At 64.5% G+C, this 17,437-nt stretch carries 17 protein-coding genes; all 17 read right to left on the reverse strand.

Annotation, left to right across the window (positions count from 1 at the left end; genetic code table 11):
* Nucleotides 1-10 precede the first annotated feature (10 nt).
* Entirely contained in the window at nt 11-1,534 is a 1,524-nt protein-coding gene (gene purF / locus HUX88_RS20185) for an amidophosphoribosyltransferase (RefSeq protein ID WP_176362919.1), read from the reverse strand.
* Nucleotides 1,535-1,573: 39 nt separating this feature from the next.
* A complete protein-coding gene (locus HUX88_RS20190; protein WP_161092145.1) occupies nt 1,574-2,062 on the reverse strand; it encodes a CvpA family protein in 489 nt (162 codons plus the stop codon).
* A 17-nt stretch (nt 2,063-2,079) separates the two neighbouring features.
* Complete coding sequence (locus HUX88_RS20195; RefSeq protein ID WP_176362920.1) at nt 2,080-3,132, reverse strand: SPOR domain-containing protein; 1,053 nt, start codon at nt 3,130-3,132, stop codon at nt 2,080-2,082.
* A 22-nt stretch (nt 3,133-3,154) separates the two neighbouring features.
* Nucleotides 3,155-4,444 carry a bifunctional tetrahydrofolate synthase/dihydrofolate synthase gene (gene folC, locus HUX88_RS20200; protein WP_176362921.1) on the reverse strand — a complete coding sequence of 430 codons (1,290 nt, stop codon included), beginning with the start codon at nt 4,442-4,444 and terminating at the stop codon, nt 3,155-3,157.
* Between the two features lie 83 nt (nt 4,445-4,527).
* Nucleotides 4,528-5,400, reverse strand: coding sequence for an acetyl-CoA carboxylase, carboxyltransferase subunit beta (accD, locus tag HUX88_RS20205; protein ID WP_020701805.1), 873 nt, complete (start codon nt 5,398-5,400; stop codon nt 4,528-4,530).
* A gap of 122 nt (nt 5,401-5,522) precedes the next feature.
* Entirely contained in the window at nt 5,523-5,798 is a 276-nt protein-coding gene (locus tag HUX88_RS20210; protein ID WP_147330505.1) for an antitoxin, read from the reverse strand.
* 1 nt (nt 5,799) lies between these two features.
* On the reverse strand, nt 5,800-6,075 hold the full coding sequence (locus HUX88_RS20215; RefSeq protein ID WP_117014902.1) for a BrnT family toxin: 276 nt from the start codon (nt 6,073-6,075) through the stop codon (nt 5,800-5,802).
* A gap of 90 nt (nt 6,076-6,165) precedes the next feature.
* The gene (gene trpA / locus HUX88_RS20220) at nt 6,166-6,963 is read right to left on the reverse strand and encodes a tryptophan synthase subunit alpha (protein ID WP_176362922.1); all 798 of its coding nucleotides are present in this window, start codon (nt 6,961-6,963) and stop codon (nt 6,166-6,168) included.
* 10 nt (nt 6,964-6,973) lie between these two features.
* Nucleotides 6,974-8,209, reverse strand: a complete 1,236-nt coding sequence (trpB, locus tag HUX88_RS20225; RefSeq protein ID WP_117014898.1) for a tryptophan synthase subunit beta — start codon at nt 8,207-8,209, stop codon at nt 6,974-6,976.
* A complete protein-coding gene (locus tag HUX88_RS20230) occupies nt 8,172-8,882 on the reverse strand; it encodes a phosphoribosylanthranilate isomerase (RefSeq protein WP_176362923.1) in 711 nt (236 codons plus the stop codon). Before HUX88_RS20230 ends, trpB begins: the two co-directional genes overlap by 38 nt.
* 112 nt (nt 8,883-8,994) lie before the next feature.
* Nucleotides 8,995-9,798 carry a tRNA pseudouridine(38-40) synthase TruA gene (truA, locus tag HUX88_RS20235; RefSeq protein ID WP_176362924.1) on the reverse strand — a complete coding sequence of 268 codons (804 nt, stop codon included), beginning with the start codon at nt 9,796-9,798 and terminating at the stop codon, nt 8,995-8,997.
* Nucleotides 9,799-9,846: 48 nt separating this feature from the next.
* Nucleotides 9,847-12,600, reverse strand: a complete 2,754-nt coding sequence (locus tag HUX88_RS20240; RefSeq protein ID WP_176362925.1) for a FimV/HubP family polar landmark protein — start codon at nt 12,598-12,600, stop codon at nt 9,847-9,849.
* A 215-nt stretch (nt 12,601-12,815) separates the two neighbouring features.
* A complete protein-coding gene (asd, locus tag HUX88_RS20245; RefSeq protein WP_117014891.1) occupies nt 12,816-13,943 on the reverse strand; it encodes an aspartate-semialdehyde dehydrogenase in 1,128 nt (375 codons plus the stop codon).
* 37 nt (nt 13,944-13,980) lie between these two features.
* Nucleotides 13,981-15,051: a 3-isopropylmalate dehydrogenase gene (leuB, locus tag HUX88_RS20250; RefSeq protein WP_176362926.1), complete on the reverse strand. Its 1,071-nt coding sequence runs from the start codon at nt 15,049-15,051 to the stop codon at nt 13,981-13,983.
* A gap of 15 nt (nt 15,052-15,066) precedes the next feature.
* Nucleotides 15,067-15,714 carry a 3-isopropylmalate dehydratase small subunit gene (gene leuD, locus HUX88_RS20255; RefSeq protein WP_117014888.1) on the reverse strand — a complete coding sequence of 216 codons (648 nt, stop codon included), beginning with the start codon at nt 15,712-15,714 and terminating at the stop codon, nt 15,067-15,069.
* Between the two features lie 54 nt (nt 15,715-15,768).
* Nucleotides 15,769-15,894 (reverse strand): entericidin A/B family lipoprotein, encoded by a 126-nt coding sequence (locus tag HUX88_RS20260; RefSeq protein WP_008450980.1) that lies wholly within the window; start codon nt 15,892-15,894, stop codon nt 15,769-15,771.
* A 27-nt stretch (nt 15,895-15,921) separates the two neighbouring features.
* Complete coding sequence (gene leuC, locus HUX88_RS20265; RefSeq protein WP_117014887.1) at nt 15,922-17,325, reverse strand: 3-isopropylmalate dehydratase large subunit; 1,404 nt, start codon at nt 17,323-17,325, stop codon at nt 15,922-15,924.
* Nucleotides 17,326-17,437: the final 112 nt, after the last annotated feature.

The raw sequence follows: 17,437 nt of genomic DNA on the forward strand, positions 1-17,437 counted from the left end.
GGGCGCGACATCAGCCTTCGGCGGTCGCGAGATTCAGGTTCAGTTGCGAGCGGCCCGCGTCCTCGGGGCCGGAGGCCTTCGGATGGTGGCGCGCGTACTCCAGCTTGTCCAGGTAGTCCTTGGAGATGTCGCCGGTGACGTACACGCCGTCGAAGCACGACGCCTCGAAGTTCTTCAACGCCGGATTGACGTCGGAGATGGCGCGCTTCAACGCGTCGATGTCCTGGTAGACCAGGTGGTCGGCGGTGATCTCGCGGCACACTTCCTCGGTGCTGCGGCCGTAGGCGATCAGCTCGTCGCGGGTGGGCATGTCGATGCCGTACACGTTCGGGAAGATCACCGGCGGCGCCGCCGAAGCGAAGATCACTTTCTTGGCGCCGGCTTCGCGCGCCATCTGCACGATCTCGCGGCTGGTGGTGCCGCGCACGATGGAGTCATCCACCAGCAGCACGACCTTGTCCTTGAACTCGGAAGCGATGGCGTTCAGCTTCTGGCGCACCGATTTCTTGCGCGCGGCCTGGCCCGGCATGATGAAGGTACGGCCGATGTAGCGGTTCTTGATGAAGCCTTCGCGGTATTCCACGTTCAGCGCCAGCGCCAGCTGGATCGCGGCCGGACGCGACGAATCGGGAATCGGCATGACGACGTCGATCTCGCCATCCTTGAATTCGCGCTTGATCTTCTCGGCCAGGTACTCGCCCATTTTCAGGCGGGTGGCGTACACGGAGGCGCCGTCGATGACGGAATCCGGACGGGCCAGGTAGACGAACTCGAACACGCAAGGGTTGAGCGACGGATTGTCGGCGCACTGGCGCGAATGCAGCTGCTTGTCGGCGTCGATGAAGACGGCCTCGCCCGGCGCGATGTCGCGCACGAAGCGGAAGCCCATGCCTTCCAGCGCCACGGACTCGGAGGCGATCAGGTACTCGGCGCCCTGCTCGGTCTCGTTGATGCCCAGGCACAGCGGACGAATGCCGAACGGATCACGGAAGGCCAGCAGGCCGACGCCAGCGATCTGCGCCACGGCGGCATAGCCACCGCGCACGCGGCGATGCAGCACGGTCACGGCTTCGAAGATGGTGTCGGCGTCGATCGAGATGCCGGTGGTGGCTTTCTGGATCTCGTGGGCCAGCACGTTGAGCAGCACTTCCGAATCGGAATCGGTGTTGATGTGGCGGCGGTCGTTCTGGAACATTTCCTTCTTGAGCTGTTCCCAGTTGGTCAGGTTGCCGTTGTGCGCCAAGGTGATGCCGAACGGCGCGTTGACGTAGAACGGCTGCGCCTCTTCCTCGCTCGACGAGCCGGCGGTTGGATAGCGGCAGTGACCGATGCCGGAATTGCCTTGCAGCGTACGCATGTTACGGGTACGGAAAACGTCACGCACCAGGCCGTTGGCCTTGTGCATGGCGAACATGCTGCTGTGATTGGTCGCGATACCTGCCGCATCCTGGCCGCGGTGCTGCAGCAGCAGCAATGCGTCATACAGCAGTTGGTTGACAGGTTGATGGGAAACGACGCCGACGATGCCACACATGATGTTGCTCCTGGACTGGGTGCTACTGATTTAAAGAATTCAAAAATTCACATGCTGCGCCATGGCAGCGGGAAGGAAGGCTTTCACCGTATGCGCCCCGGTCTCCGCGAGCGGACTCAGTCGCGCATCCTTCCAGAATGCTTGTTGCGGTATCGACGTCATCCCGCACAAGATGACGCCTGCCAATACGATTACAAGACCGCGGCCGAAACCGAACACCATGCCCAGCGCGCGGTCCACGATGCTGAGGCCGCCGGCATCGAGCAAGGCGCCCAGCGCCATGCCCAGCAGGCCCGTCAAAATCTTCACACCGATAAACAGTGCGATAAAGGCAAGGATCAGGCGCAGCACCTCGCCCGGGACCACCGGCGGCAGCATGGGCGCCAGCACGGCGGCGTAGGCGTTGGCGACCACGAAGGCCACCACCCAGCCCGCCAATGACAACACTTCCTTCACCAGGCCGCGCATCATGCCGATGATGACCGACGCGACCAACACAAAAATCACCAGATAATCGAATATCGTCACGTCGGGCGCCTGCTGGATCAGACGGTTTCGAGGCGGCCGTTCAGGCCCATGGCGCCCAGTTTGGCCCGCACTTTTTCGGCTTCATCCTTGTTGGTGAACGGCCCCACGCGCACGCGGGTGATGTCGCCGGACGGCGTCTTCTGCGTATAGGAGCTGATGCCGGCTTTTTTCAATTTGTCGCGCAACTCGTCCACCTTGGCCTGGTCGCTCAGCGCTGCCACCTGCAGCACGAACTTCTGGCCGGATTCGGCGGCCGGCTTGGCCGCGGGCTTGCCTTCCAGGATGGCCAGCGCGCGCGCGTCTTCCGAGGTCGCGGCCGGCTTGGCGCTGTCGGCCTGCTTGGCGGCCTTGGCTTCGGCCAGCTTGCGCTCGGCTTCGGCCTTGGCCTTGGCTTCGGCTTTCGCCTCGGCCTGCTTGCGTTCGACTTCCTGCTTGTAGTCGGCGTCCTGGCGGGCCTTGGCTTCGTTGTCGGCCTTGTTCTTGGCGATGGTGTCGGCCTTGGCCTTGGCTTCGGCCTTCAGTTCGGCTTCGCGCTTGGCGGTGTCGACCTTGACGGGGGCAACCGGCGGCGGCGTGACGGGGGCGGCGGCCACGGGAGCGGCGGCGGCTGGCTTCGGTGCTGCGGCCACAGGGGCGGCTGGCTTGGAAGGCTTGACGTCGTCGACGATTTCTTCGCGGCTGTCCAGCGCGGCGCTCTGGGGCACCGGCGCGGCGGGTGCGGGCGCAGGTGCGGCCTCGGCCGGCTTGTCCTTGGCCGGGATCTTGATATCGATGTCGGACGCCAGCGGCTTCGGTTCGGAATCGAGCACCATCGGCAGGCCGATGGCCACGCCCAGCGCCAGCGCGATGGCGCCGACCAGGCGGCGGCGCGCGCGTTTCTTTTCCGGCAATACAGGATCGTCCGCTTCGCGGTCTTTGCCGCGGCGGGATTTGGCGGAACCATCCGCCGACGAGGCGCGCTTGGAGCGTGCGCGCTCCGTCGCGGCCTGGTCATCTGCGCTGGTGTAATAGCCGCTGTCCTGACCGGCGGCCTCTTGCTTGTTTTTACCGAGTTTCGAGAACAAGCCCATGCGTGATTTCAGTCCTGTGCGTTCAATGGAATGCGGATTTTCGCGCCGCCATGACGCCGGCGACCGTGAGGAAAGATCCAAAGACCACAATTCTATCATTCTCCCCGGCTCGGCTGATCGCATTTGCATACGCGGCGGCCGGATCGTCGAAGATATTGATGGTGCGCTCCGGCCTTTCCGGCTGCACGATCTGGACCTTGGCCGCCAGTTCCGAGGCGCTGGCCGAGCGCGGCGACGGCAGCGTGGCCAGGCACCAGTGGTCCACGTGCTCGGACATGGCGGCGATCACGCCGTCGATATCCTTGTCGTGCATGGAGCCGAACACGGCGTATGTGTAGGGGTGGAAGCCCATGTTGCCCAGGTTCTGGTTCAGCGCCGAGGCGGCGTGCGGATTGTGCGCCACGTCCAGGATCACGGTCGGGCGGCCAGGCAGCACCTGGAAGCGGCCCGGCAGTTCCACCGTCACCAGGCCGGTGCGGACTTCCTGCGCGCCGACCGGCAGTTCCAGCTTCAGCGCCTCCAGCGCGGCCAGCACGGCCGAGGCGTTGAGCAGCTGGTTGGCGCCGCGCAGGCTCGGATAGGCCAGCGAATTGCGGCGCTGCGAGCGGCCGCCGTAGTTCCACTGCTGCTTGTCGCCGGAATAGTTGAAATCGCGGCCCATCAGCCACAGGTCGGCGCCGATGGCGTTGGCGTGGTCGATCAGCGATTGCGGCGGCACCGGGTCCGAGCAGATCGCGGTTTTGCCGGCGCGGAAAATGCCGGCCTTCTCGAAGCCGATCGCCTCGCGGGTGTCGCCCAGGTAGTCGGTGTGGTCGATATCGACGCTGGTGACGATGGAGACGTCGGCATCGACGATGTTGACCGCGTCCAGGCGTCCGCCCAGGCCGACCTCCAGGATCACGACATCCATGCCGGCGCCGCTGAGCAGGTGCATGATGGCCAGCGTGGTGAATTCGAAATACGTCAGCGGCGTATCGCCGCGCACCGCTTCGACCGCGTTGAAGGCGGCCACCAGCACCTCGTCGCTGGCCAGCTCGCCGTTGATGCGGGCGCGCTCGTTAAAATCGAGGAAGTGCGGCTTGATGTACAGGCCCACCTTGTAGCCGGCGCGCATCAGCACCGATTCCAGCATGGCGCAGGTCGAACCCTTGCCGTTGGTGCCGGCCACCATGATGACGGGGCAGCTGAAGGCCAGCTTCAGGCGCTCCTTGACGGCGAGCACGCGGTCCAGGCCCATGTTGATGACGGTTTCGGCGTGGCGCGATTCAAGCAGCGCAAGCCAGGCGGGCAAAGTAGTTGGGAGGTTCGACATAGTGATGGCTCAGAAATGGAAAACGGCGCGCAGGCCGGCATGATAGCCGATTGCGCGCCGCAGCGTGAGGGAGTGAAGGCTTTTTAGGCCAATACTTCGACCGCTTGATTCTGCAGCAGTGCCATCAGACGGGCGATTTCTTCGCGCATCTTGCGGCGGTCGACGATCATGTCGACGGCGCCCTTGGTGACCAGGAACTCGGCGCGCTGGAAGCCTTCCGGCAGTTTCTCGCGCACGGTGTTTTCGATCACGCGCGGGCCGGCGAAGCCGATCAGCGCTTTCGGCTCGGCGATGACCACGTCGCCCATGAAGGCGAACGAGGCGGACACGCCGCCCATGGTCGGGTCGGTCAGCACGCTGATGAACGGCAGCTTCTTCTCCGACAGCTTGGTCAGCATGGCGGTGGTTTTCGCCATTTGCATCAGCGACAGCAGGCCTTCCTGCATGCGGGCGCCGCCGGTGGCGGTGATGCAGATGAACGGTACTTTCTGTTCCAGGGCCACTTGCGCGCCGCGCACGAAGCGCTCGCCGACCACGGAGCCCATCGAGCCGCCCATGAATTCGAATTCGAAGCAGGCCACCACGCAAGGCAGGCTCATGATGGCGCCGCCCATGACGATCAGCGCATCGGTCTCGCCGGTGGCTTCCATGGCTTGCTTGAGGCGGTCGGGGTATTTCTTGCTGTCTTTGAACTTCAGCGTATCGACCGGCAGGGTATCCATGCCGATTTCATAACGGCCGCCGGCATCGAACAGGCTGTCGAGGCGTTCGCGTGCGCGGATGCGCATGTGGTGGTCGCATTTGGGGCAAACGTGCAGGTTCGATTCCAGATCGGTGCGGTACAGGACGGCTTCGCAGGACGGGCACTTGACCCACAGGCCCTCGGGCATGGTCTTGCGTGCGGCAGCGTCGGAACGCTGGATTCGTGGGGGCAGCAGTTTTTCCAACCAACTCATAAATTCTCCTTGCAGCTAACTCGTGGCCGAAGTGTAGCCGTTTCTCGCCCCCCTGTCGAACTTTGCTGTACAACAATTTTTAAGCTTCGTCATGGAATTGGCGGGTTTTTAGAGGTAAACCACTACGCCGTTCGAGGGAGTTTCTCCTCTTTCTCCAGCGATTCCCTCAGTTTTTCTCGTTCGTCCAAGGTAAGAATACCAAGATTGGCTTTATAGCCAGATCCAGCTATATGACGTAAATACATATGAATCATTTCTTCAGCCGGTAATCCATATGGTTCGCCAAGTTTTTCGAAATATCTGATCGAGTCAAAATCCAAGCGAAAATTGATCTCCCTGCTAAGATTCGCATAGTATGGATTTGGCATCCATGCTGATCGGTTCTCTTCTTTAGGCATATCATTCCTCTTCCAGATAAACAATCTCATCGGCGGGCGAAGCCGCACGTGCCGAGATGATTCGCACGTTGCCACCCCTATAGCAGTGCCATACCAAAAGCAATCGATCCTTGCTGCTGCGGCCAAGTTGAATGAATCTATCCTCGGCTTCCGAATGATCGGGGTCATAACGTATTTTGCCCAGCCGATCGGCGAAAACAGTACGGGCTTCGTCAAAGCTTACGCCGTGTTTTCGCAGGTTGGCGGCCGCCTTACGTTGATCCCATTCGAAACGCACGACCGCTCTCCTTCAACATAGTCAGTACTTAACTATGTATCAAGGTGAGCGGTCGGGATTTGAGGCCGGCCAAGAGGGGCCGGCGGGAGGTCAGGCGTCGAGGGCGGCGCGGATGCCGCTGACGAAGGTTTGTACGGCGGCCACGGCGCCATCCTTGCCGGCGCTTTCGATTTCCTGGATGACGCGGCTGCCGATGACGACTGCGTCGGCCACCTCGGCCACGGCGCGCGCGGTGGCGCCGTCGCGGATGCCGAAGCCTACGCCGATCGGCAACTGCACGTGCTTGCGGATCGCCGTCAGGCGCTCCGCCACTTCCACCGTGTCGATGTTGCCGGCGCCCGTCACGCCCTTCAGCGAGACGTAGTAGCTGAAGCCGCCGCCAACCTTGGCCACCTGCGCGATGCGTTGCTCGGTCGAGGTCGGCGCCAGCAGGAAGATCAGGTCGAGCTCGGCGGCGCGCATGGCGGCCGCGAACTCTTCGCACTCTTCCGGCGGGTAGTCGACCACGATGGCGCCGTCCGCGCCCACCGCCTTGGACTGGGCGATGAAGGTGGCCGCGCCGATGCGCTCGATCGGATTGGCGTAGCCCATCAGCACCACCGGCGTGGTCTGGTTGGTCTTGCGGAATTCCGCCACGTAGCCGAACACATCATAGATGCCGACGCCGTTGGCCAGCGCCCGCTCGCAGGCGCGCTGGATCACCGGGCCTTCGGCCATCGGATCGGAAAACGGCACGCCGAGTTCCAGGATGTCGGCGCCGCCCGCCACCAGGGCGTGCATCAGCGGCACCGTCAGCTCCGGCGACGGATCGCCGGCCGTGATGAAAGTGATGAGCGCGGTGTTTTTGTGCGCCTTCAGGGCGCTGAAAGTTGCTGCGATTTTGGACATGTCGTTTCCCTTAGTTGAAGTTCAAACCCATACGTTCTGCGACCGTATGCATGTCCTTGTCGCCCCGGCCCGACAGGTTGGCCAAAATGATTTGATCCTTGGGCAAGGTCGCCGCCAGCTTGGCCGCGTACGCCAGCGCGTGCGACGATTCCAGCGCCGGGATGATGCCTTCGATATGGCAGCAGTCGTGGAAGGCCTTGAGCGCCTCCTCGTCCGTGATCGAGACGTACTCGGCCCGGCCGCTGTCCTTCAGGTAGGCGTGCTCCGGCCCCACGCCCGGATAGTCCAGGCCGGCCGAGACCGAATGCGTCTCGATGATCTGGCCGTTCTCGTCCTGCAGCAGATAGGTGCGGTTGCCGTGCAAAACGCCCGGATAGCCCTTGGTCAGCGACGCCGCGTGCTTGTCGCCGTCCAGCCCCTCGCCCGCCGCCTCGACGCCGATCAGGCGCACCTGCTTCTGGTCGATGTACGGGTAGAAGATGCCCATGGCATTGGAACCGCCGCCTATGCAAGCCACCACGCAGTCCGGCTGGCGGCCGGTCATCTCGGGCATCTGTACCAGGCACTCCTCGCCGATCACCGACTGGAAGTCGCGCACAAGCATCGGGTAGGGATGCGGGCCGGCCACGGTGCCGATGATGTAGAAGGTGTTTTCAATGTTGGTGACCCAGTCGCGCATCGCCTCGTTGAGCGCGTCCTTCAAGGTCTTGGAGCCGGACTCCACCGGCACCACGGTCGCGCCCAGCAGCTTCATGCGGTAGACGTTCTGCGCCTGGCGCTTGACGTCCTCGCTGCCCATGTAGACCACGCACTCCAGCCCGAAGCGGGCGCAGATGGTGGCCGTGGCGACGCCGTGCTGGCCGGCGCCGGTCTCCGCGATGATGCGCGGCTTGCCCATGCGCTTGGCCAGCAGCGCCTGGCCGATCACGTTGTTGATCTTGTGGGCGCCGGTGTGGTTCAGGTCTTCGCGCTTGAAGTAGATCTGCGCGCCGCCGGCCAGCTCGGACCAGCGCTTGGCGTAGTAGATCGGCGACGGCCGGCCGACAAAGTGCTTGAGCTCGTAACGGAACTCGTCGAGGAACTCGGGATCCTTGCTGTAGCGCTCGTAGGCCGCGTTGAGCTCGGCCAGCGCGTAGGTCAGGGTTTCGGCGACGAAGGAGCCGCCGTAGGGGCCGAAATGGCCCTTGGTGTCGGGAAGGTTGTAGTCTTTAGCGTGGAACAGCGGCTTCGCCGGGGCGTTCATCATGGTGGGTCTCGCTTTCATTCATGGTATCTCCGGCCCGCACCGCCGCGACGAAGGCGGCGATCTTGCGGGCGTCCTTGATCCCCTTGGCCGCTTCGACACCACTACTGATGTCCACGGCGTAGGGGCGTACACGTGCCACCGCGTCAGTCGCGTTGTGTACGCTCAAGCCACCACTTAAAACGACCCGAGGCGCGAGATCTTTTGGAATGAGAGACCAATCAAAACCCTTTCCTGCACCGCCATAGGCATCCACATAGGTGTCCAGCAACAGGCTGGTGAACAAGGGACTGGCGGCGCGGTATCGTTGCTCGTATTCTAGCAAATCGGACGGCTGTGTGTCAGGTTTGACGCGGAACACGCGCATGAACTGTCGCCCGGCCGCCGCGGCGATGGCGGCGGACTGCTCCACCGTCTCGTCGCCGTGCAGCTGGATCAGCGCGATCGGCGCCACCCGGCACGTTGCCGCCACCTCTTCCGGCGTGGCGTTGACGAACAACCCGGTGCAGGTGACGAAGGGCGGCACGGCGCGGATCAGCTCGGTGGCCTGCTCGGGCGTGACGTAGCGCGGGCTCTTGGGGTAGAACACGAAGCCGATCGCATCGGCGCCCGCCGCGACGGCGGCTTGCACATCTTCCACACGGGTGAGGCCGCAGATTTTGATACGGGTGCGCATACTTTTCCTTTAGTGGCTTTGTCAAAATGGGCGTGGCTAGGCGCAGCGACGAAGACAGTGCGCCTGCACGGCAAGGAGCTGCAACGACGCCACGGCCATTTTGACATAGCCACTAGAACCAGGGTAAGGCGCTGGTGGTCTCCAGCGGCAGTTCCCATTTGGGGTCATAGTCGATCTTGGCCAGGTACAGGCCGTCCGGCATGAAGGTGGGCGCGGCGGCGTGGCGGTCCTTGGTTTCCAGCAGATGGCCCAGCCACTCCGGCTTTTCGCGGCCGGTGCCGATGTAGACCAGCGAGCCGACCAGGTTGCGCACCATGTGGTGCAGGAAGGCGTTGGCGGTGATGGTGAACACCACCAGCTCGCCGTGCCGCTTGATCTGGATGTCGTGCATCAGCTTGACCGGCGACTTGGCCTGGCACTGCGCGGCGCGGAAGGCGGTGAAGTCGTGCCAGCCGATCAGCGGCGGAATGGCCTGCCGCATCAGCTCCACGTCCAGCGGGCGGAAGCAGAAGCCGGCGCGCCCTTCCAGCAGCGGCGAGCGGGTCGGATTGTTGTACAACACGTAGTGATAGGTGCGGGCGCGGGCGCTGAAGCGGGCGTGGAAGAAATCATCGACGCTCGGGTCGCCCTCCAGCTGCTTGGCCCAGCGCACGGCGATCGACGGCGGCAGGAAGGCGTTGACGCCGCGCACCCAGGAGTGGGTGTCGCGGTTCAGCTCGGTGTCGAAGTGGACCACTTGTTCCAGCGCGTGCACGCCGGTGTCGGTGCGGCCGGCGCACGTGGTGGCCAGCGGCACCCTGGCGAATTTCTCCAGCGCCTGTTCCAGCTTGTCCTGGACCGTGTGGCCGTCCGCCTGTTTCTGGTAGCCGTTCCACGCGGTTCCGTCGTACTGGACGCCGATTGCTATCCGTTTCAATTGCTGCCCGATGTAATGTCAGAGTCAGCCATTATATACGGAGCGGGATTACCCCAATTGGGCGCGCATCGCGTTGGCCTTGGCGATCTGGTCGTCGCTGCCGCCGCGCAGCACTTCGTCCAGCAGCTCGCGCGCGCCTTCCTTGTCGCCGATTTCCTGGTAGGCCACGGCCAGGTCCAGCTTGGTGTCCATTTCCATGTGGTGGGCCGACAGGGTGTCGTCGCGCACATGGGCGGGCGTCGTATCGGCGGTGGCGCCGGCGCCGCCCAGCGCGCTGTCCAGGTCGAGGTCGATGCCGGACAGGTCGAATTCCTGCGCGGCCGGGGCCGGCGCGGGGGTGACTTCTTCCGTGGCGTGCAGCGCGTCGGCGAAGTCGCCGGCGTCCAGTTCGGCTTCGGGCGCCGGAGCGGGGACGGCCGGCACTTCGGGAATTTCAAAATTCATCAGGTCCAGGTCCAGCGGATCGCTGCTGGCCGACGGCAGTGCCGGCGCGACCGTCTCGGCCGGCAGGTCCAGGCCGAAGTCCATGCTCAGGTCTTCCGCCGGAGCTGGGGCGGGAGCGGGAGCCGGGGCTGGCGCGGCGGGTGCGTCGAAGGCCAGGTTGAAGTCGTCTTCCGGCATCGCTGCCGGCTCGGCCGGGGCCGGTGCCGGTGCTGGCGCGGCGGGTTCGAAGCTCAAGCCGCCCAGGTCGAAGTCCATCAGGTTGTCGGATTCCGCCGCCACCGAAGCTGGCGACACGGCGGCGTCGGCCGCTTGCGGCAAGGCCGTTTCCATGTCGCTGCCGAAGTCCATCAGATTGCTGTCGCCGGCCGCGGCGGCAGGCGCATCGAAGCCAAGGTCCAAGTCCAGGCCGCCGGAGGTGGGAGCTGGTGCGGGCGCTGGCGCGTTGAAGTCGCTGACAAAGTCCGCCGCGCTGAACGCGGCGGCACCGGCCGCAGCCGCCGCAACGGCAGGCGCGGCGGCGAAGGAGGATGCGGCTTCGGCTTCGCCCGAGGATGCATGGCCTTCGGCATACAGCGGATTGCCCGGATCCAGCGCCTGGCCCATGACGGACGCCTGCGCCCACTCGTCGCCCTGGCCGCGCGTCATCGAATACAGCTCGGATGCCTGGCTCTCGAAGGAGCGCGCGTCCTTGCGGGCGACGTAGATTTCCAGCAGCTTCAGGCGCACGGCGTGGCGCTCCGGATGGCTGCGCAGCGCTTCCTTGAGGATCTCCTCGGCCTGGGCGTCGCGGCCGTAGGCGATGTAGACATCGGCTTCCGCCACCGGATCGACCTCGTTGGTGTCGAGCTGGCTGGCCGACGGCGCGAAGTTGGAGTTGAACACGCTGTTGTTGGTGTCGACGCTCTGGCCGCCGGCATCGGCGATCAGCGCCTGCGACGGAATCGCGGTGTCGCCGAGGATGCTGGTCTCCTCCTTCGGCACGGCGAACTGCTTGCGGCGGCGCGAGGCGATCAGCGCGCCGGCGCCCGCCAGCAGGGCCGCGGCGGCCAGCCCCACATATTGCAGGTTGTCCATCATCGTTTCGAACAGGCTGGGCTCGAGTTTCTTCGGCGGGATCACCAGCGTGCGCTTGGGCTTGGGCGGCGCCGAGGCCTCGACCGGGGCCGACGCCGGCAGCGATGCCGCAGCCGATGCCGAGGCCTTTTCCGTCTGCGCGGCCGCCTTGTTCTTGACCGCCATCAGGTTTTCCAGGTCGCGGGTGTTCTTCTCCAGCTCCTTGATGCGGGCCGCGGACTCCTCCTGCTCCTTCTGGCGCGCGATCTTGTCCTCCACCGCCATGCCGGTCTTGCCTTCTACCGGCGTGCCGGCGGTCGATTTCGACAGCGTCAGCTTGTCCTTGGCGGCGTTGACCGCGTTCGGCTTTTCCTCGACCTTGGCGGTGATCTTGCCCGACGCGTTCTGTGCAACTTCCGGCTCCTTGGCCGGCGTGCTGTTGGCCACCTGCCCGGCCAGCTTGGCGCGGTAGGCGTTGAAGTCGACCGCGTGCGCCACCACCACGCCGCGCGCCTCGCCTTCCGGCGCGGTGTTGCGGATGGTGTCGGCGTCCGGCACGGCCAGGATGTGGCCCGACTTCAGGCGGTTCATATTGTTGCCGGAGAAGGCTTCCGGATTGGCGCGGTACAGCGCCACCAGCATCATGTCCAGCGACACGTCGACCGGCTTGACCTGGCTGGCGATGCGGGTCAGGTTGTCGCCGGCCTTGACGGTGTATTCGGTGGCGGCCTGCCTGGCCGGCGCGCGCTGCGCAACCGGCGCGGATGGCGCTGCCGTGGCCGGCGCGGTGGGCGCTGCGGCTGGCGCGACCGAAGCGGCCGGCGCGCTGTTGCGGGCCAGGTCCACCGGCGCGGCCACCTGCGGCGACTGCGTCGCGCGCATGTCGGCCGGGTCCAGCAGGAAGGTGTATTCGCGGACCATGCGTCCGCCGGTCCAGGTCAGCTCCAGCAGCATGTCGACGAAGGGCTCGTTGACCGGCTGGGTCGACGTCACGCGGATCACCTGGCGGCCGTTGCGCTGCTCGACGTCGAAGCGCAGCGACAGCAGGGTGGGATTGAAATCGATGTTGGCGGTGCGGAAGGCTTCGGCCGGCGCCAGCTTGGCGACCAGGCCGCCGGCCTCTTCCGCCGACACCGCCGTCAGCTCGATCTCCGCCCGCAGCGGCTGCCCCAGCGAGGACTGGACGGTCAGCTTGCCGAGCCCGGCGGCGTTGGCCGTGGCCGCCACCAGCACCGCGCTGGCGACAGCTCCCGTGAGGGTCTTCAACGCGAAGGAAACAATGCTGGAGCGAGTTGGTACGTGCATAGTGGGCGGCATCAGGTTGTCAGAGGGAAAATGTTACTTTCCCAGATATACCAACATATCATCATGCTCCAGAGCATGCAAGCTTTGCACGATGTTTCTCTAGTGGTACATGAAGATGTGTAACGTCTATGCCTACTTTAAACCAAAAAAGGGGTTTTCCCTATGAGAGCTCATAGAGAAAACCCCTTCTGCTTTAACAATTGCGGAACGGCGTGTTACTTGTCCAGCACGATGCGCAGCATGCGGCGCAGCGGTTCGGCCGCGCCCCACAGCAGCTGGTCGCCGACGGTGAAGGCCGACAGGTAGTCGTCGCCCATGCTCATCTTGCGCAGGCGGCCGACCGGGATCGTCAGGCTGCCGGTGGCGGCGGCCGGCGACAGGTCCTTGACCGACGCTTCACGCGTGTTCGGCACCACTTTGACCCACTGGTTGTTGGCGGCGATGATGTCGTGGATCTCGTCGATCGGCACGTCCTTCTTCAGCTTGATGGTCAGCGCCTGCGAGTGGCTGCGCATGGCGCCGATACGCACGCACAGGCCGTCCACAGGGATGGCTTTCGAACCGAAGTCCGCGCCCAGGCCCAGGATCTTGTTGGTCTCGGCGCCGCCCTTCCATTCTTCCTTCGACTGGCCGTTGCCCAGGTCCTTGTCGATCCAAGGGATCAGGTTGCCGGCCAGCGGCGCGCCGAACTGCTTGGTTTCCTCTGCGCTCAGGCCGTGCTGGGTGGCCAGCACCTGGCGGTCGATTTCCAGGATGGCGGAGGCCGGATTGTCCAGCAGCGCCTTGACCGACGAGTTGATGGTGCCGAACTGGGTCAGCAGCTCGCGCATGTGCTGGGCGCCGCCGCCCGACGCCGCCTGGTAGGTCATGGAGGTCATCCACTCGACCAGGTTGTGCTGGAACAGGCCACCCAAGCCCATCAGCATGCACGACACGGTGCAGTTGCCGCCGATGTAGTTCTTCACGCCCTTGCCCAGCGCGTCCTTGATCACGTGCAGGTTGACCGGGTCCAGCACGATGACGGCGTCCTTCTCCATGCGCAGCGTGGAGGCGGCGTCGATCCAGTAGCCGTTCCAGCCGGCCGCGCGCAGCTTGGGGAACACCTCGGTGGTGTAGTCGCCGCCCTGGCACGAGATGATGATCTCGCACTTTTTCAGTTCGTCGATGTCGGTCGCGCTTTTCAGTTTGGTTTCATTCTTCGCCATCGCCGGGGCGTCGCCGCCCGGGTTCGAGGTGGTGAAGAACACCGGTTCGATGTGGGCGAAATCGCCCTCTTCCTGCATGCGCTGCATCAGGACCGAACCGACCATGCCGCGCCAACCTACCAAGCCTACGAGTTTCATTTTCATTCCCTATAACGATTTATACTATTTATACTGTTTACGCCAGCGCCTTGACCACCGCGTTGCCCATCTCCTCCGTGCCCACCTTGGTGGTGCCGGCTTCGTAGATGTCGGCGGTGCGCAGGCCCTGCGACAGTACCTGCTTGACGGCGTTCTCGATACGGTCGGCCTGTTCGGCCTTGTTCAGCGAGTAGCGCAGCATCATCGCGGCCGACAAAATCGTCGCCAGCGGATTGGCGATGCCCTTGCCGGCGATGTCCGGCGCGGAGCCGTGCGATGGTTCGTACAGGCCCTTGTTGTTGGCGTCCAGCGAGGCCGACGGCAGCATGCCGATCGAGCCGGTCAGCATGGCCGCCTGGTCGCTCAGGATGTCGCCGAACATATTGCCGGTGACGATGACGTCGAACTTCTTCGGCGCGCGCACCAGCTGCATCGCGGCGTTGTCGACGTACATGTGCTCCAGCGCGACGTCCGGATATTCCTTGTGCACGTCGGTGACGATGTCCTTCCAGAACTGGAAGGTCTCCAGCACGTTGGCCTTGTCGACGCTGGTCAGGCGCTTGCCGCGCTTCTGCGCGGCCTGGAACGCCACGTGGGCGATGCGGCGGATCTCGCCTTCGGCGTAGCGCATGGTGTCGAAGCCCTCGCGCTGGCCCTTGAAGGCGCCGTCCGGGCACTCGCGCACGCCGCGCGGCTGGCCGAAGTAGATGTCGCCGGTCAGTTCGCGGATGATCAGGATGTCCAGGCCGGACACCACTTCCGGTTTCAGCGTCGAGGCGTTGGCCAGCTGCGGATACAGGATGGCCGGACGCAGGTTGGCGAACAGGCCCAGGTTCTTGCGCAGGCCCAGGATCGCCTGCTCGGGACGCAGCGCGCGCTCCAGCGTGTCGTACTGGTAGTCGCCGACGGCGCCGAACAGCACCGCGTCGGCCGCCTTGGCCAGCGCCAGCGTGCCTTCGGGCAGCGGGTGGCCGTGGGCGGCGTAGCCGGCGCCGCCGACCGGCGCGCTTTCCAGCTCAAATTGTTCGCCCAGCACGTTGAGGACTTTGACGGCTTGCGCGATGATTTCCGGGCCGATACCGTCGCCCGGGAGGATAGCGATTTTCATGTGTGTTTTTCGAGATTAGATGACGTTGGCCAACCAAGGTTGGGTTGCCAGATGGCGCTCTTCGAAGCCGCGGATAGCGTCGGCGTGGCGCAGCGTCAGGCCGATATCGTCGAGCCCGTTCATCAGGCAGTATTTGCGGAAGGCGTCGATCTCGAAGGGATAGGAGACGCTGCCATTGCTGGTGGAGATGCGCTGCTGCTCAAGGTCGACCACCAGACGGTAACCGGGGAAGGCCTTGACTTCATTGAACAGGTGATCAACCTGCGCTTCAGGCAATACGATCGGCAACAAGCCGCTCTTGTAGCAGTTGTTGAAGAAGATGTCGGCGAACGACGGCGCGATGATCGCTCGGAAGCCGTACTGGTCCAGCGCCCACGGCGCGTGCTCGCGCGAGGAGCCGCAGCCGAAGTTCTTGCGGGTCAGCAGGATCGAGGCGCCCTGGTAGCGCGGCTCGTTGAGCACGAACTCGGGATTGAGCGGACGCTTGCTGTTGTCCTGGCCGGGCTCGCCGTGGTCCAGGTAGCGCCACTCGTCGAACAGGTTCGGGCCGAAGCCGGTGCGATGAATCGACTTCAAAAATTGCTTCGGAATGATGGCGTCGGTGTCGACATTGGCGCGGTCCAGCGGGGCCACCAGTCCTTCGTAGATCGTAAATTTATCCATGATTCTCGTTCGGGTTGTGCGACGGCGGACCGTCGCGGCCCGCCGTGCTGCGGTTTATTTTTTGGTCGAGGCGCCTTCCAGCGACTCACCGACCTTCTTGACGTCCTTGCCGAAGCCGTTGACGGTGTTGCAACCGGTCAGGATCAGCGCGATGATGGACAGGGCGAATAGTTTTTTCATGTGGGGTCTCTCGGGATGGTTAAGACATCAACGCAGCGAACGCACGTCGACAAAGTGGCCGGCGATACCGGCTGCCGCCGCCATGGCGGGAGACACCAGATGGGTGCGTCCGCCCTGGCCTTGGCGTCCTTCAAAATTGCGGTTGGAGGTGGAGGCGCAGCGCTCGCCCGGTTCCAGGCGGTCGGCGTTCATGGCCAGGCACATCGAGCAGCCCGGGTCGCGCCATTCGAAGCCGGCGTCCTTGAAGATGCGGTCCAGGCCTTCCTTCTCGGCCTGGTCCTTCACCAAGCCGGAGCCCGGCACCACCATCGCCAGCTTGACGTTGGAGGCGCGGTGCTTGCCGCGCACCACCTCGGCGGCGGCGCGCAGGTCCTCGATGCGCGAGTTGGTGCAGGAGCCGATGAAGACCTTGTCGATGCGGATGTCCTCGATCGCCATGTTCGGTTTGAGGTTCATGTAGACCAGCGCCTTTTCGATGGCGTCGCGCTTGACGGCGTCCTTTTCCAGGTCCGGGTCCGGCACGCGGCCGTCGATCGAGGTCACCATCTCCGGCGACGTGCCCCAGGTGACCTGCGGCTTGATCTCGGCGGCGTTGAGCGTGACCACCAGGTCGAACTTGGCGCCGGCGTCGGAATGCAGCGTGCGCCAGTAGTCGACCGCGCGGTCCCAGTGCGGGCCCACCGGCGAGAACGGGCGACCCTTGACATAGTTGATGGTGACGTCGTCGACGCCGATGATGCCGGCGCGCGCGCCCGCCTCGATCGCCATGTTACAGACCGTCATCCGGCCTTCCATCGACAGCGCGCGGATGGTCGATCCGCCGAACTCGATGCAGTAGCCGGTGCCGCCGGCGGTGCCGATCTTGCCGATGATGGCCAGCACCACGTCCTTGGCGGTCACGCCGGCCGGCAGCGCGCCGTCGACCTGCACCAGCATGGCCTTGGATTTCTTCTGCAGCAGCGTCTGGGTGGCCAGCACGTGCTCCACTTCCGAGGTGCCGATGCCGTGCGCCAGCGCGCCGAACGCGCCGTGGGTGGAGGTGTGCGAGTCGCCGCAGACCACGGTCATGCCCGGCAGGGTCGCGCCCTGCTCCGGCCCGATCACGTGGACGATGCCCTGGCGCTTGTCGTTCATGTTGAAGTACGTCAGGCCGTAGGACTTGGCGTTCTTGTCCAGCGTTTCGACCTGCAGGCGCGAGACCGGGTCGGCGATGCCGTCGGCGCGGCCGGTGGTCGGCACGTTGTGGTCGGCCACCGCCAGGTTGGCGGACACGCGCCACGGCGCGCGGCCGGCGGCGCGCAGGCCGTCGAAGGCCTGCGGGCTGGTGACTTCGTGCACCAGGTGGCGGTCGATGTAGAGGATGGTGGTGCCGTCTTCCTCGGCCTTCACCACGTGGGATTCCCAGAGTTTGTCGTAAAGCGTCTTCATCATGATTTATGAGTACTGCTACTGCCTGTGTGAGTGATCCACTTCGATTATGCCATATTGTGCAATGCGGTAGCGGCCGCCGCTGTCCGGCCTCGTGAGCCGATGCGGTTCCGCC

The sequence above is a fragment of the Duganella sp. BJB1802 genome (assembly GCF_013369445.1).
Classification (GTDB): domain Bacteria; phylum Pseudomonadota; class Gammaproteobacteria; order Burkholderiales; family Burkholderiaceae_D; genus Rugamonas; species Rugamonas vulcania_A.